This is a genomic window from Mesorhizobium sp. M0676 (assembly GCF_040320535.1).
Taxonomy (GTDB): Bacteria; Pseudomonadota; Alphaproteobacteria; order Rhizobiales; family Rhizobiaceae; genus Mesorhizobium.
The window spans coordinates 51,172-64,854 of sequence record NZ_JAMYPU010000032.1 but is presented as its reverse complement, the minus strand read 5'-3'; the positions used below and the strand labels follow the sequence as shown (position 1 = coordinate 64,854).

The following is a 13,683-nucleotide window of genomic DNA, read 5'->3' as shown; positions in this document are numbered from 1 at the left end:
GAGGCCAACCGATACATCAACATGGACGACCTGCGCGAGCACAAGAAGCTCGCTCTGCGCCAAGCCGCATGACCAGCATCATGGCTGCCCCATTTTGCAGAACTTGACGCACACAACCTTCGAGACCTAGCCCAGGCCCTTGGAGTCTGAATGTGAATCTATGGCACGAAGCGCGGCTGCCTGGAACCGACCGACCCGAGATACGTTCTGCGCCTCATGGATGAATTCATTGAACGTTTTGGGCAACAGACGTGGCTGCCTTTTTCCGTAATTTCAGCCAGGCTTTTGCTCGCGGCCGTCCTTGGCTCCATCGTTGGCATCGAACGCGAATGGCGCAACCGGCCGGCCGGATTGAGGACACACATCCTCGTCTGTGTTGCGACGGCTCTAATTGCCATCCTCACGATCGAGATTACTCACCTTCACGTCTTCGACGGTCAGGAAATCGCCATTGATCCTATCCGCTTGATCGAAGCCACGACTGCCGGCGTGGCATTTCTGGCCGCCGGCTTGATCTTCTTCTCCAAGGGCGAGGTTCAAGGGCTTACCACTGGGGCGGGCATGTGGCTGGCAGGCGCCATAGGCCTGGCGGTTGGGCTCGGGTTCTGGCAGATCGCGGCTTTGGCTACCTTGCTCGCACTTGTCGTGCTGGGTCTTCTGCAACTTGTGCAGGTCGGCAGCAAGGATCGTAATTAGATCCCGGCTCCTTCGAAAACGGGTTCGCAGCTCCGTTCGGGTAACGAACGCCACCCCCTATTATCCATGGCAGCGCCGATGGTTGACTTGGCGATGGGCAACGCTCTAGAGAAATGAACCGCAAGCTGGTCCGGAAGGACAGGTATCATTCGATACCAACTGTCGTTCACTGGGTCGGTTGATGTTCCTAGATGATTGAAAAGTCACGTTGGAGGGATGGCCGAGCGGTTTAAGGCACCGGTCTTGAAAACCGGCGTGGGTGCAAGCCCACCGTGGGTTCGAATCCCACTCCCTCCGCCAGATATTTGGCTACCGTGCTGAATTGCCTCTGTATTTTCAAAGAGGGCCAAATCTTTCCTAAGTTATTCCTAACTTCCTAAAACGAAGAAGCCTGCCACCGCGAGGCAGCGGGCCAGCGTGAGCGCAAACGTTGCGCCAGCCTCAGGATCAACGTTCGTCCTGGCGATAGAGCCGTTTGGTCGCTCGGTCGCTTTCCATGCGTTCTGCAGGACCACGGTGGCGTCGGGTCATAAGACCGTATGCCATCAATAGGGCCAGCAACAGTGGCCCACCAGCAACGACGATCAACCACATCACACTTTCAAACATGAGGCATCTCCTTCACGTCACAACCGTCAAGGAGAAGAACCGTTCCGTTCAAAGTTACAGCAACACCAGCACCTCCTGCGACTGAGGGCCGTTTTCCCATGTGACCGTTTCGGAAATCCGAGCTCCGCTGCAACAAAAGGCTGCGGCTGCACGTTGCGGTTGATCATTCAACCAGGAGCAAAGCAAATGGCCGACGACAAAACGAAGACGGACTTCCGCGATTGGGACCGCGTCTCTGCCGATGAGGATTATGAAGTCGAGTATTTCGCCACCAAGGCCGGCATCACCCCGCAGCAGGTCAAGGAATTGATCGCGAAGCACGGCAACCGACGCGAGACGCTGGAGCGGGAAGCGAAGGCTCTGGGGAGCGGTAGGTAGGCCGGCATGCCAGAGTACCAGGTGGAAGAGTGGCATGGAGAGGAGTGTGTCTCAACTCAGGCCACGAGCGCCGATGATCCGTTATCTGCGGTAGAGAAGGTCACGGGCCAAAGGGTGTCGCCTAGAGCGCTTCAGGAGCATTGGTTTCGTGTGGTCGATGAAGATGCGCGAAGCACGCATGAATTCAGCCTTGAGGACGGCGGCCCGGCTGTAGATTTCGCAAAATAGCCATGACCAGAATCTCGGACCTGCATTGGGACCAACGCTGCAGATAGGCGAGAAAGGTGCAGCCGCCGGGCGGACCCGACGGCTTATCGTCGATTGGATCGCTGCCGCCGCATAGGGCCTTAAGGCGCGGCCGGCGCCAGCTTGGCGGCTACTTGGTCGATCTTGTCGGCAAGTACGCTATTGGCCCAATCTGTCACCTCAGGGTCAACGGGCTTGTTGGCCATTTGGGCAAGGGCTGCATCGATCGATGGGACGTTGGCAGCGGCAGCTGTGGCGGCGGTCTGAGCAGCGGCCGCATCCTGGGTGGCGTCATCGAGCGCTGCCTGTGCTGCATCGAGGTCGGCCTGCGTCGGGACATCTTCGGGCAGGGTATTCGGGTCAGCCGCTTTCGCATTCAGCGCGTCGAGCGCCGCTTTGGCGTCGGTAACCGCCTGATTAGCAGCATCGAGCGCCGATTGAGCGTTCTTGGCTATTGCCGACTGTGTCACAAAAGCCTGCACGCCAGCGAAGTTCTTGCTCTTGGAGTGCATAAAGGCGTTGGCGTTGCGCTGCAGCGAGTTCAACCGGCCGAGCTTGGCATGGATATTCTTTTCCTTGGACACAGAAGGGGTAGCGGCCTTGGCGACCTGGCCCTTAGGGGCCTCGCCCTTGGCGGATGCCGACTTGCCGACCGAACCGCCGCCTCCGCCATTGCCGCCAGCATTACCGTTTCCTCCGCTATTGCCATTGCCGTTACCATTGCCATGGCCGTTACCATGGCCGTTGCCACCAGCAGCAGCCAGGGCCGGCGACACCAGAAGCGAGAACACCGCAAATGCAGCAAAAAGGGTCTTTCGGGATGTCATAACTACCTCCGAGATTGCCACCGCCACTAACCGCTATAGCGGGCAACATGAGGAATCGCTAACACAAAGGGTAAACTTAGATATAGATGTGTTTTCATTGCGAGAACGAAGCGGCCGGCCGGCGAAACGCCAACCAGCATAACTCTTTGAAATTGCTGAAGTAGATCACCCTCCTTGGAACTGGCCGGCCTTCCGAACTCAAAGGTCCTAGACCGCTCAGACCAAGGTCTTAAGCCGTGGTTTCGGCCGCGACTCAGAAGTCGTGACGGCGCGGCGACCTTCGGTAGTCGGCACCTATCGGCCTGAGGCCGAGCTCGACATCGATCCGCTGCAGTGTTCCCAAACACCGCCTAAGTGGTTGTATTCGCTGTCTTTTGATATAAGCGCTAGTCTGAGGTAAAATTTCGACCGGCATCTGGCGGGCTTACGTTATGCAGCATCGAACGTTCTTTGGCGGCAAGGTCACCGAGATCCCCACTTCGTTACATAGCGATCCCAGGGGAATGCTGACCGCTATCGAGTTCGGCGGTTACAATTTCCAAGCCGTGCGGGCGTTCATCGTCACCGCGCCGCGCGGCACGTCGCGGGGCGGACATGCACACGGCTCGGGCCGGCAATTGATGATGCAGCTGTCGGGCGAGATCGGCATCGAATTTCGCTACCAGGAACAGGTCGAACGGCTGACGCTCACCGCATCGAACCGCGCGGTGCTGGTCGATGCCGCGGTGTGGGCGCTGCAGACCTATGAAGGCGAGAACCCGGCTTTGCTGGTTTTCTGCGATACCGAATACGACCCTGAAAACTACGTATCGAACCCCTGATGACACTCATCGCGAAAGGAGAGGCCGCGATGCGCGCCAGGACATGACAGCGCCTCGCGGCAGAATGGCTATTCTCGGCGCCGGCATCATGGGCGCCAGCCTCGCTCTCATGATGGCCCGCAGAGGCTACGCGGTGTCCCTCTTCGACAAGGAGATCGAGCCGATGGCCTGCGCCAGCCGTTGGAACGAGGGCAAGATTCATCTCGGCTATCTCTACGGGAACGATCCCTCGTTGCTGACCGCCCGGCATCTGCTTTCGGGAGGACTGCGTTTCGGCAGGCTTGTTTCCGAGTTGATCGGAAGCAATCTGGAAGCGCACACGACCTTTTCGGAAGATCTTTATCTGGTCCATCGCAACTCGATCGTCGCTGTCGAGGCGCTGGGGGCGATCTTTGAAAGTGTGGATGTATTGGTGCGCAGCCACGCTGACGCCACCAGCTACCTTGCCGACGTATCGGCGGCGCGATCGAATCGGCTTTCCAAAACTGAATTGGCCGATGTCACCAACTCGGACCAGATCGTCGGCGGCTTCCAGGTGCCGGAGCGATCCGTCAACACGCGATGGGTTGCCGACCGGCTTTGCGCCGTGCTTCGGAGTGAACCCAACATCAGCTTGCGAATGGCGGCGAAAGTCCTGTCGGCACAGCCGGTGGATGCAATTGACGGGAAATGGCGCGTGGCGGTCGCAGGCGAGAAAAGCGAGGCGTTCGACATCGTCGTCAATTGCCTATGGGAGGGGCGGCTGGCTGTCGACCGCACGGCCGGCATCGAGCCGGTTCCCGGATGGTCGCACCGCTACCGGCTTTGCCTGTTCGGCCGCACCAGCCAGCCTGTCGATGTGCCGTGCGCGGTCGTCGCCCTTGGCCCATTCGGCGACATAAAAAACTATGACGGGCGCAACTTCTATCTCTCCTGGTACCCGAGCGGGTTGCTTGCGGAGAGTGGCGAATTGTCGATCGAAACGCCGCAAGCGCTCGATGCCGACGCACGACAGCGGTTCATCGGCGACGTTCGCGCCACGCTCGCCCGGTTGGTACCCAGTGTTTCCAGCATGTTCGACGATGCCGAGGAGCTTGAGGTACGCGGCGGCTTCGTGTTTGCGCAAGGGCGTGGTTCGCTCAGCGACCCGAAAGCCACGATCCATCGCCGCGACCAATTCGGGGTCAACCGCCTGGGCAACTACATCTCGGTCGACACAGGTAAATATTCGACGGCGCCGTGGCTTGCCGACAGGCTGGCGCGGCAAATCTGCGGGATCGAGTGAATGGGTGAGACAGAACAAAGCGGCGCGAAGCAGGTAGCGCAGAAACAAGTCCAGCTTCGATCCGGCTGGCGGCCGAAGGTCACGGCGCTGGTGCCATGCTACAATTCGGCGGCATTCATTTCGCGTACGCTGGACAGCCTCGCCGCGCAGACCTGGGACAATATCGAGATCCTGGTCGGCGAGGACAATTCGACCGACGCGACATTCGAGATCGTTTCAGCCTTCGCCAGCGGCCGCGACGATGTCCGTATCCTGCGCCGGGACAAAAACCTGGGATGGCTGAAGAATTCCAACGATCTGATGGCCAATGCCAGCGGCGAATTGATGTTCTTTGCCTTCCATGACGACGTCATCGATCCAAACTATATCGAGGCGCTGGTGCGGGCGCTCGATGCCAATCCCGAGGCCGTACTGTCGTTCAGCGATGTCGAAGTGATCGAAGTCAGCGGCGAAAGTGCCACGTGGAAGTTCGACCTGCTGAAGGGCTTGCAGGACGGTTTTGCGCGTGGCCGGGCGATGGCGCGCCAGCCGCATGGATGGTGGGTTCCCAATCGTGGGATATTCAGGGCCTGGGCGTTCCACCGTAGCGGCGGGATCAAGCCCAACAGCCAAGGCGAATTCAGCGCCGACTGGACCTGGCTTCTGCATCTGTCGCTGCTCGGCGGCTTTGTCCGCGTGCCGCAAGTGCTCTGCCACAAATACTACCGGGCGGGCAGCATCAGCCGGCGCTGGGACCGCAACAGCACCCAACGAAGGGCCTTGCGGGCGGCGGGGATAAGGGAGGTCTGGCACAGCGAGGCCGGCCTTGCACAAAGAGCCTTCCTCGCTGTCTATATCGCCTTGCGGCCGTGGCGGTGGGTGCCGCGATCGCGAGAAGCGCAAAGACGGCGAAACAGGCAATCGGTGCATGGCAGCCCGGACAAATAAGAATGGCGCCGGCGACGTATCAAAGCGGCTGCGCCTGCCCGGCTAACGGCGATTCCAGGCATATCCGGCTGCCCCAAAATGGCACTCCGGTTGATTTTTCACGCGAGTTATGGTCGTTCTCCCGCCCATGAAAAAACTATTCCTTGCGGCGCTGGCCTCGGTGACGCTGGCTTTACCCGCCCACGCGATGGACGCCGCCCTGCGCGCCGGCCTGCTGAAACTCGACCCGGAGACCCGGCTGGAGCAGAGATGCGACGCCGAAGTGCTCGACCGCATCAGCCATGACGACCACAAGTACAAGGCAGACCGCGTCGTCGCCTACGCCTTCGCTACGCCGGAAATGAAGGCCGATGCAATCCGCAGCCCGGGTGCTGCGTTCCGCAGCAAGGGGCAGTGGTACCGGCTGAAGTTCAAATGCGAGACGGCGCCGGACCATATGGAGGTCCTGCAGTTCCGTTACCGCATCGGCGACGAGATTCCGGAAGCCGACTGGGCGAAGTACAATCTCTACGACTGAATTCGCTGCGACCAGAATTCTCTCTGGCAGAACGGCCTTCCCTATTCCCGTGGCTTTCAGCGTCGGCCGTTGGAGCGGTTCAGCTTTTTATAGAGCAGCTGACCCACTCTAACTCTTTGTTTTTGCATAATTCCGGACGGAAAGCCGCTACGCACTTTTCCTGGAATTGCGCCGGCAGTCTCTTGACGCGCGGGAACCATACACGTTAGGGCGTCGGCATATCCGACGACGAACACGCCGATACAGCAAGGGGCTCCGGTCGATGGACATTTTCAGCGCTGCAAGCATGACGGCCCTCCTCCAGGTCATCGCCATCGATCTGGTGCTTGCCGGCGACAATGCCATCGTCATCGGCCTTGCCGCCGCCGGCCTGCCGGTCGAGCAGCGCAAGAAAGCCATCCTGATCGGCGTGTTGGCGGCGACTGTGCTGCGCATCCTGTTTGCCGCCGTCACCGTCAAGCTTCTTGCCATTGTCGGCCTGCTGCTGGCCGGCGGCATCCTTTTGTTGTGGGTGTGCTGGAAGATGTGGCGCGAGCTGCGGACGTCGCATGCCGACGAGTTCGAGGCGACCGAGGCGCTGTCCGATTCCGACCTCAACAGCGACAGAACGGTGGGGGGCAAGGCGCCGCGCAAGACGCTCGGCCAGGCGGCCCTGCAGATCGTCGTCGCCGATGTTTCGATGTCGCTGGACAATGTGCTGGCGGTCGCCGGTGCGGCGCGCGATCATTTTCCCGTGCTTGTCATAGGCCTGGTGCTGTCGATCGCCTTGATGGGCTTGGCCGCGAGCTTCATTGCCAAGCTGCTGCATCGCCACCGCTGGATCGCCTATGTCGGCTTGCTGATCATTCTCTACGTCGCGATCGATATGGTCTATCGCGGCGTTGTCGAGGTCTGGCCGCATGTCAGTCCTGTGGTGAGCTGACGCTGCCGGTCCCACAGCTTCTGTAGCAGCATGGGTATCTGCCGGAGGCAGTGGTCGCGTTCGCCGCAGCCGCTGCCCATACCAATGCCGCAATAAGTGTGGTACTGGCCGCCGATCCCGAAAAACCCGGATGTTTTCTCATGTCTGCGCCTCGCGTCAGTTTCGTCAGCCTTGGATGCCCGAAGGCGCTTGTGGATTCCGAGCGCATCATCACGCGCCTGCGCGCCGAAGGCTATGAGATCGCACGCAAGCATGACGGCGCCGACCTTGTCGTCGTCAACACCTGCGGCTTTCTCGACTCAGCCCGCGACGAATCGCTCAACGCCATTGGTTCGGCGCTTTCGGAAAACGGCCGGGTGATCGTCACCGGCTGCCTCGGCGCCAAGCCGGACGTCATCCGAGAGAAGCACCCCAACGTCCTCGCCATCACCGGCCCGCAGGCCTATGAGAGCGTGATGGCCGCGGTGCATGAGGCGGCGCCGCCCAGCCACGATCCCTATATCGACCTTCTGCCGCCGCAAGGCGTCAAGCTGACGCCGCGCCACTACGCCTATCTCAAGATTTCCGAAGGCTGCAACAACCGCTGCACCTTCTGCATCATTCCCGCACTGCGCGGCGACCTCGTCTCGCGCCCGGCGGCCGATGTGCTGCGCGAGGCCGAGAAGCTGGCCAAGGCCGGGGTCAAGGAATTGCTGGTCATCTCGCAGGACACCAGCGCCTACGGCATCGACATCAAGTACCAGACGTCGATGTTCGGCGACCGCGAAGTGCGGGCGAAATTCCTCGACCTGTCGGAGGAGCTGGGCAAGCTCGGCATCTGGGTACGCATGCACTATGTCTACCCCTACCCGCATGTCGCCGATGTCATCCCGCTGATGGCGGATGGAAAAATCCTTCCCTATCTGGACATCCCCTTCCAGCACGCCTCGCCGCAGGTGCTGAAGAACATGCGCCGTCCAGCCCATGGCGAAAAGACGCTGGAGCGCATTCGCGGCTGGCGCGAGGTGTGCCCGGATCTGGCGATACGCTCGACATTCATCGTCGGTTTCCCCGGCGAGACCGACGAGGATTTCGAGATGCTGCTCGACTGGCTGGACGAGGCCAGGATCGATCGCGCCGGCTGCTTTAAATACGAGCCGGTCCGCGGCGCCCGCTCCAACGATCTCGGCCTCGAACAGGTGCCGCAGGAGATCAAGGAAGCGCGCTGGCATCGCTTCATGCAGCGCCAGCAGAAGATCTCGGCGACGCAGCTGGCCAAGAAGGTCGGCAAGCGCCTGCCGGTGCTGATCGACGAGGCGCATGGCACGTCTGCCAAGGGCCGGACAAAATACGACGCGCCCGAGATCGACGGTTCGGTGCATATCCAGTCGCGCCGCCCGCTGCGCCAAGGCGACATCGTCACGGTCAAGATCGACCGCGCCGACGCCTACGACCTTTACGGCTCGGCGGTTTAGAAAATTACCAAAAAGGGCGCCTCCCGGCGCCCTCGGATTTTTGGCACAGCCCTCGGCGCGGTTTCGCAGTCGAAGCGTGCAGCCCGCGAAGTGAAAAAGGGCGCCGGGCGGCGCCCCTTCTCTTTTGCGTTTCCGATACTTACTGCGGCAACTTGTCGTCGACGCCCTTCACATAGAAGTTCATGCCGAGCAGCGTGCCGTCGTCGGCTACTTCGCCGTCCTTGAGCCACGGCGTGCCGTCCTGCTTGGCGACCGGTCCTGTGAATGGGTTCCAGCCATCTGCGATTTTCTTGGCGGTTGCCTCGGCCATCGCCTTCACATCGTCCGGCATGTTGGTGAAGGGCGCCAGCTTGACGGCGCCGTCCTTGATGCCGAGCCAGACATTGTCAGGCTTCCAGGTGCCGTCGAGCGCCGCCTGAACGCGGCTGATGTAATACGGCCCCCATTCGTCTGTCAGCGAGGTCAGCTGCGCGTTCGGCGCGAACTTGATCATGTCGGAGGACTGGCCGAAGCCGTGCAGCTTGCGCTCTTCCGCCACCTGCAGTGCCGCAGTGGAATCGGTGTGCTGGACGATGATGTCGGCGCCCTGGTCGAACAGCGCCTTGGCCGCGTCGGCTTCCTTGCCCGGATCGAACCAGGAGTTCACCCAGACGATCTTGGCCTTGAAGTTCGGGTTGACCGACTGCGCGCCGAGCATGAAGGAGTTGATGCCCATCACCACTTCGGGGATTGGGAAGGAAACGATATAGCCGGCGACCCCTGCCTTCGATTCCTTGGCGGCGATCTGGCCGAGCACGTAGCGGCCTTCATAGAAGCGCGCATTGTAGATGCCGAGATTGTCAGCGGTCTTGTAGCCGGTGGCGTGCTCGAACATCACTTTGGGGAACTTCTTGGCGACCTTCACTTCCGGGTCCATGAAGCCGAAAGAGGTGCCGAAGATGATCTTGCAGCCTTCGCGCGCCAGACGCTCGAAAGCGCGATCGGCATCGGGACCTTCCGAGACGTTCTCGAGATAGGCGGTTTCGACCTTGTCGCCGAGCGCCTTCTCCACCTCGAGGCGGCCTTGGTCGTGCTGGTAGGAATAGCCGAAATCGCCGATCGGGCCGGTGTAGACCCAGCATGCCTTCAACTTGTCGGCGGCCTGCGCCGACGCCGCCAGTGACATGGCGGCGGTCGTGGTCATCAACGCGATAAACAGTTTTTTCATTGTGTTACCTCTCTGAGTTTAGCCTTGGAGCTTCCCGTTTGTTTTTGTTGTCAACGATCCGGAACGAATGGCTGCCCCAAGGAAGCCGGCGTGTTCATCATCGTCAGACGCTTGTTGCGCGAGATTAGAACGAGAACCACGACGGTTGCCAGATAGGGCAGAGAAGAAAGCAGCTGCGAAGGCACCGGAATGCCAAATGCCTGTGCATGAAGCTGGCCGATCCACACCGCGCCAAAGATGTAGGCGCCGGCGAGCACGCGCCACGGCCGCCAGGAGGCGAAGACGACCAGCGCCAGCGCGATCCAGCCGCGGCCCGCGCTCATGTTCTCCACCCATTGCGGCGTGTAGACCAGCGACAGATGGCCGCCGGCAAGGCCGGCGCAGGCGCCGCCGAAGATGACCGCGAGATAGCGGTAGCGGATGACCTTGATGCCGAGCGCATGCGCCGATGTGTGGCTGTCGCCGATCGAGCGCAGGGTGAGGCCGGTGCGGGTCTTGAACAGGAACCACATGACGGCCGCCGTCAGCGCGATCGAGATATAGAAGATCGGGTCCTGGCCGAACAGCAGCCTGCCGACCACGGGAATGTCGGTGAGCACCGGAACGTAGAGGTTTGGCAGCCGCTCGCCGGGCTGGCCGACGAAGCTGGTCCCCATCATGCCGGACAGGCCGAGGCCAAGCAGCGTCAATGACAGGCCGGTCGCCACCTGGTTGGTGGCGAGCGACAGCGTCATCACCGCAAACAGCAGCGAGAACACGGCACCCATGGCGATTGCCGCCAACAATCCGATCCAGGGCGATCCCGTGAGATAGCTGGCGCCGAAGCCGCCGACGGCGCCCATGATCATCATGCCTTCGACGCCGAGGTTGAGCACGCCGGAGCGCTCGACCACCAGTTCGCCGATGGCCGCTATTAAAAGCGGCGTTGCCGCCGTGGCGATGGTCAAAAGGATGTTGACGGCGATGTCCATCAGCGGGCTTCCTTCAACTTCGGCGCGGCTTCAAGCTTCGCCGCGCTTTTCGTCAGCGCCATGCCGACCAGGCGAATGCGGTAATGGATGAGCGTGTCGCAACCGAGCACGAAGAACAAAAGCATGCCCTGGAACACGCGTGCCACCTTGTCGGAAATGCCGAGCGCGCTCTGCACCGCCTCGCCGCCGAGATAGGTCAACGCCAGCACCAGGCCCGCGGCGACGATGCCGAGCGGATTGAGCCGGCCGAGGAAAGCCACGATGATCGCTGTGAAGCCGTAGCCGGGCGAGATCACCGGTTGCAGCTGGCCGATGGCGCCGGAGACTTCCGAAATGCCGGCAAGCCCAGCCAGCGCGCCTGACAGCAGGAACGCAAAGAACACCATGCGGTTGAGGCCGAAACCGGCGAAGCGCCCTGCCCTCGGGCTGGAGCCGAGCACGCGGACCTCAAAACCCTTGAGCAGGCGGCTCATCAGCACCCAGATCAGCACGGCTGCAACAAGCGCGAAGACAAAACCCCAATTGGCGCGGCCGGCATCCGGCATCAGTTCCGGCAGGACCGCCGAGTCGTTGAACTGGATCGTCTGCGGGAAACCGTGGCCCTGCGGATCGCGCCAGGGGCCGCGCACCAACCAGTCGAGGAAAAGCTGGGCGACATAGACCAGCATCAGGCTGGTCAGGATTTCGTTGGTGCCGAAGCGCGTCTTTAAGAGAGCCGGGATTGCAGCGTAGGCGGCGCCGCCGACCATGCCGAACAACAGCATCAGCGGCAGCACAAGCGGGCCTTCGAACCCGGGAAACAGCACCGGAATGGCCGAGCCGAAAATGCCGCCGAGGATGAACTGTCCCTCGGCGCCGATGTTCCAGATGTTGGCCTTGTAGCAGACGGACAGGCCGACCGCGATCAGGATCAACGGCGCGGCCTTGATCGCCAGCTCATGCAGCTGCCAGACCTGGCTGATCGGCTCGATGAAGTAAATCCCGAAAGCAGTCAGCGGGTTGACGCCGAGCAGCGCGAACAGAACCGCGCCGGCGATGATCGTCAGAGCGAAGGCGATGAAGGGCGACAGCGCCGAAAACAGCATCGAGCGCTGTGGGCGTTTGACGAGTTCGAGGCGCATCATGCCGTCTCCAGACCATGTTCGGCGTGGCCGGGCTCGGCGCCGCCCATCAACAGGCCGATCTTCTCGAAAGTGGCCTCGGCGATCGGCAGCGGCTTCGACAATTCGCCGTTGTGCATGACCGAGATCGCGTCCGAAATCTCGAACAGCTCATCGAGGTCCTGGCTGATGACCAGAACCGCCGAGCCACTGCGCGCCAGTTCGATCAGCGCCTGGCGGATATGAGCGGCGGCGCCGGCGTCGACGCCCCAGGTCGGTTGGTTGACGACCATGACGGCAGGGCTGCGGTCGAGTTCGCGACCGACGATGAATTTCTGCAGATTGCCGCCCGAAAGGGCCGCAGCTTCCGGATCGGGCGCGCTCTTGCGCACATCCATCGCCACGATGATGCGCTGGGCGGCGGCATAGACCGCACCGCTTTTGACGGCGCCGCCGGCGCCGACAAAAACCTTGCCGTCGGTGGCGTGCCGCGACAGAAGCAGGTTTTCCGAAAGCTTCATGCGTGGCGCCGCGCCATGGCCGAGGCGTTCTTCCGGCACGAAGGCAGCGCCCATCAGCCGCCGGCTTGTGATCGAGAGCGAGCCGGCATCCTTGCCGCGGATGCGCACGGATGCGGCGTCCTGCTGCAGCACCTCGCCGGAGACGGATTCGAAGAACTCGCCCTGGCCGTTGCCGGCGACACCGGCAATGCCGATCACTTCGCCGGCGCGCACAGTGAGGGTTATGTTCTTCAGCGGGATCGAAAACGGGGTTGCCGGCTTGCGGCTGAGGGCGCGGATTTCGAGCAATGGCTGCGCGGTCTCGATGCCTTCGGCCGGCGCACGCACCACGGCCTTCACCTCGTTGCCGACCATCATGCGGGCCAGCGACGAAGCCGTTTCCTCGCGCGGGTTGCAATGGCCGACGACCTTGCCGTGACGCAGCACGGTGGCGCGGTCGCAGATGCGTTTGACCTCTTCCAGCCGGTGCGAAATGTAGAGGATGGATTTGCCCTCCGAGCGCAGGCGCTCAAGCGTTTCGAACAGCTTGTCGGCTTCCTGCGGCGTCAGCACCGAGGTCGGCTCGTCGAGGATGATGAGTTGCGGCGTCTGCAACAGGCAGCGGATGATCTCGATGCGCTGGCGTTCGCCGACCGAGAGATCGCCGACCAGCGAGTCCGGATCAAGCGGCAGGCCATAGCTGAAGGAAAGCGCCCTCGCCTTGGCCGCAATCGAGCTGATCGGTGAGCCGTCATCCAGAGACAGAGCGATATTCTCGGCCGCGGTCAGCGCCTCGAACAGCGAAAAGTGCTGAAACACCATGCCGATGCCGAGCTTCTTCGCCATGCCCGGACTGGTGATCCGCACCGCTTCCCCGTTCCAGAATATCTCGCCGGAATTGGGCTCCAGCGAGCCGAACAGCATCTTGACCAGCGTCGACTTGCCGGCGCCGTTTTCGCCAAGCAGCGCGTGGATCTCGCCCTTGGCGATGTTGAGGTCGATATGATCGCACGCCGTCAGCGTGCCGAATATCTTGGTCAGGCCACGAACCTCAAGCAGGTTCGCTCCATCATGATCTGCACTCACAGTGCCTCCCATCCGGTTCCCGGACATGTTCTGTTCCCGCCAGCATGGTATGCGCTGGCCGCTCTCGTGCGAAAGCAGCACCCACCTTGAAAGAGCTTCAAGAATTTCAGCGGAAACTCAAGGGGTAAAGATTGACCTGCTTCGGACAACAAACCGAT

At 61.5% G+C, this 13,683-nt stretch carries 14 protein-coding genes and 1 tRNA gene; 9 read left to right on the top strand and 6 right to left on the bottom strand.

Annotated features, from left to right (window positions below):
* Window positions 1-216 precede the first annotated feature (216 nt).
* Both NKI35_RS26760 and NKI35_RS26755 read left to right on the top strand, forming a co-directional pair.
* Window positions 217-696: an MgtC/SapB family protein gene (locus NKI35_RS26760; protein ID WP_027050850.1), complete on the top strand. Its 480-nt coding sequence runs from the start codon at window positions 217-219 to the stop codon at window positions 694-696.
* Between the two features lie 210 nt (window positions 697-906).
* A tRNA-Ser gene (locus NKI35_RS26755) sits at window positions 907-996 on the top strand.
* A 147-nt stretch (window positions 997-1,143) separates the two neighbouring features.
* Here NKI35_RS26755 and NKI35_RS26750 read toward each other — a convergent pair.
* Complete coding sequence (locus NKI35_RS26750) at window positions 1,144-1,305, bottom strand: hypothetical protein (protein ID WP_352538329.1); 162 nt, start codon at window positions 1,303-1,305, stop codon at window positions 1,144-1,146.
* 186 nt (window positions 1,306-1,491) lie between these two features.
* Here NKI35_RS26750 and NKI35_RS26745 point away from each other — a divergent pair, with 186 nt between their 5' ends.
* A complete protein-coding gene (locus tag NKI35_RS26745; protein ID WP_023706817.1) occupies window positions 1,492-1,683 on the top strand; it encodes a DUF3606 domain-containing protein in 192 nt (63 codons plus the stop codon).
* A gap of 347 nt (window positions 1,684-2,030) precedes the next feature.
* Here NKI35_RS26745 and NKI35_RS26740 read toward each other — a convergent pair whose 3' ends face one another.
* Window positions 2,031-2,756, bottom strand: coding sequence for a hypothetical protein (locus tag NKI35_RS26740; RefSeq protein WP_352538328.1), 726 nt, complete (start codon window positions 2,754-2,756; stop codon window positions 2,031-2,033).
* A gap of 431 nt (window positions 2,757-3,187) precedes the next feature.
* On the opposite strand from NKI35_RS26740, the gene NKI35_RS26735 reads away from it, so the two are divergent.
* The 6 genes from NKI35_RS26735 (at window position 3,188) to rimO (ending at window position 8,661) form a co-directional block, all read left to right on the top strand.
* Window positions 3,188-3,577 (top strand): sugar 3,4-ketoisomerase, encoded by a 390-nt coding sequence (locus NKI35_RS26735; RefSeq protein ID WP_352538327.1) that lies wholly within the window; start codon window positions 3,188-3,190, stop codon window positions 3,575-3,577.
* 43 nt (window positions 3,578-3,620) lie between these two features.
* Entirely contained in the window at window positions 3,621-4,841 is a 1,221-nt protein-coding gene (locus NKI35_RS26730) for an FAD-dependent oxidoreductase (protein ID WP_352741829.1), read from the top strand.
* Entirely contained in the window at window positions 4,842-5,768 is a 927-nt protein-coding gene (locus NKI35_RS26725) for a glycosyltransferase family 2 protein (RefSeq protein ID WP_352741828.1), read from the top strand.
* A gap of 109 nt (window positions 5,769-5,877) precedes the next feature.
* Window positions 5,878-6,285 carry a DUF930 domain-containing protein gene (locus NKI35_RS26720; protein ID WP_032894508.1) on the top strand — a complete coding sequence of 136 codons (408 nt, stop codon included), beginning with the start codon at window positions 5,878-5,880 and terminating at the stop codon, window positions 6,283-6,285.
* Between the two features lie 262 nt (window positions 6,286-6,547).
* Window positions 6,548-7,207 (top strand): TerC family protein, encoded by a 660-nt coding sequence (locus NKI35_RS26715; protein ID WP_023668959.1) that lies wholly within the window; start codon window positions 6,548-6,550, stop codon window positions 7,205-7,207.
* Between the two features lie 140 nt (window positions 7,208-7,347).
* Entirely contained in the window at window positions 7,348-8,661 is a 1,314-nt protein-coding gene (gene rimO / locus NKI35_RS26710; RefSeq protein ID WP_352538324.1) for a 30S ribosomal protein S12 methylthiotransferase RimO, read from the top strand.
* A 139-nt stretch (window positions 8,662-8,800) separates the two neighbouring features.
* On the opposite strand, the gene NKI35_RS26705 is transcribed toward rimO, so the two are convergent.
* Genes NKI35_RS26705 through NKI35_RS26690 form a run of 4 tightly spaced genes read right to left on the bottom strand, consistent with a single transcriptional unit; the run spans window position 8,801 to window position 13,537 of the window.
* A complete protein-coding gene (locus NKI35_RS26705; protein WP_023668961.1) occupies window positions 8,801-9,868 on the bottom strand; it encodes a BMP family ABC transporter substrate-binding protein in 1,068 nt (355 codons plus the stop codon).
* Between the two features lie 50 nt (window positions 9,869-9,918).
* Window positions 9,919-10,839, bottom strand: coding sequence for an ABC transporter permease (locus NKI35_RS26700; protein WP_352741827.1), 921 nt, complete (start codon window positions 10,837-10,839; stop codon window positions 9,919-9,921).
* Entirely contained in the window at window positions 10,839-11,963 is a 1,125-nt protein-coding gene (locus NKI35_RS26695) for an ABC transporter permease (protein WP_352741826.1), read from the bottom strand. Before NKI35_RS26695 ends, NKI35_RS26700 begins: the two co-directional genes overlap by 1 nt.
* Window positions 11,960-13,537 (bottom strand): ABC transporter ATP-binding protein, encoded by a 1,578-nt coding sequence (locus NKI35_RS26690; protein ID WP_023752277.1) that lies wholly within the window; start codon window positions 13,535-13,537, stop codon window positions 11,960-11,962. The genes NKI35_RS26695 and NKI35_RS26690 overlap by 4 nt, the downstream gene beginning before the upstream one ends.
* Window positions 13,538-13,683: the final 146 nt, after the last annotated feature.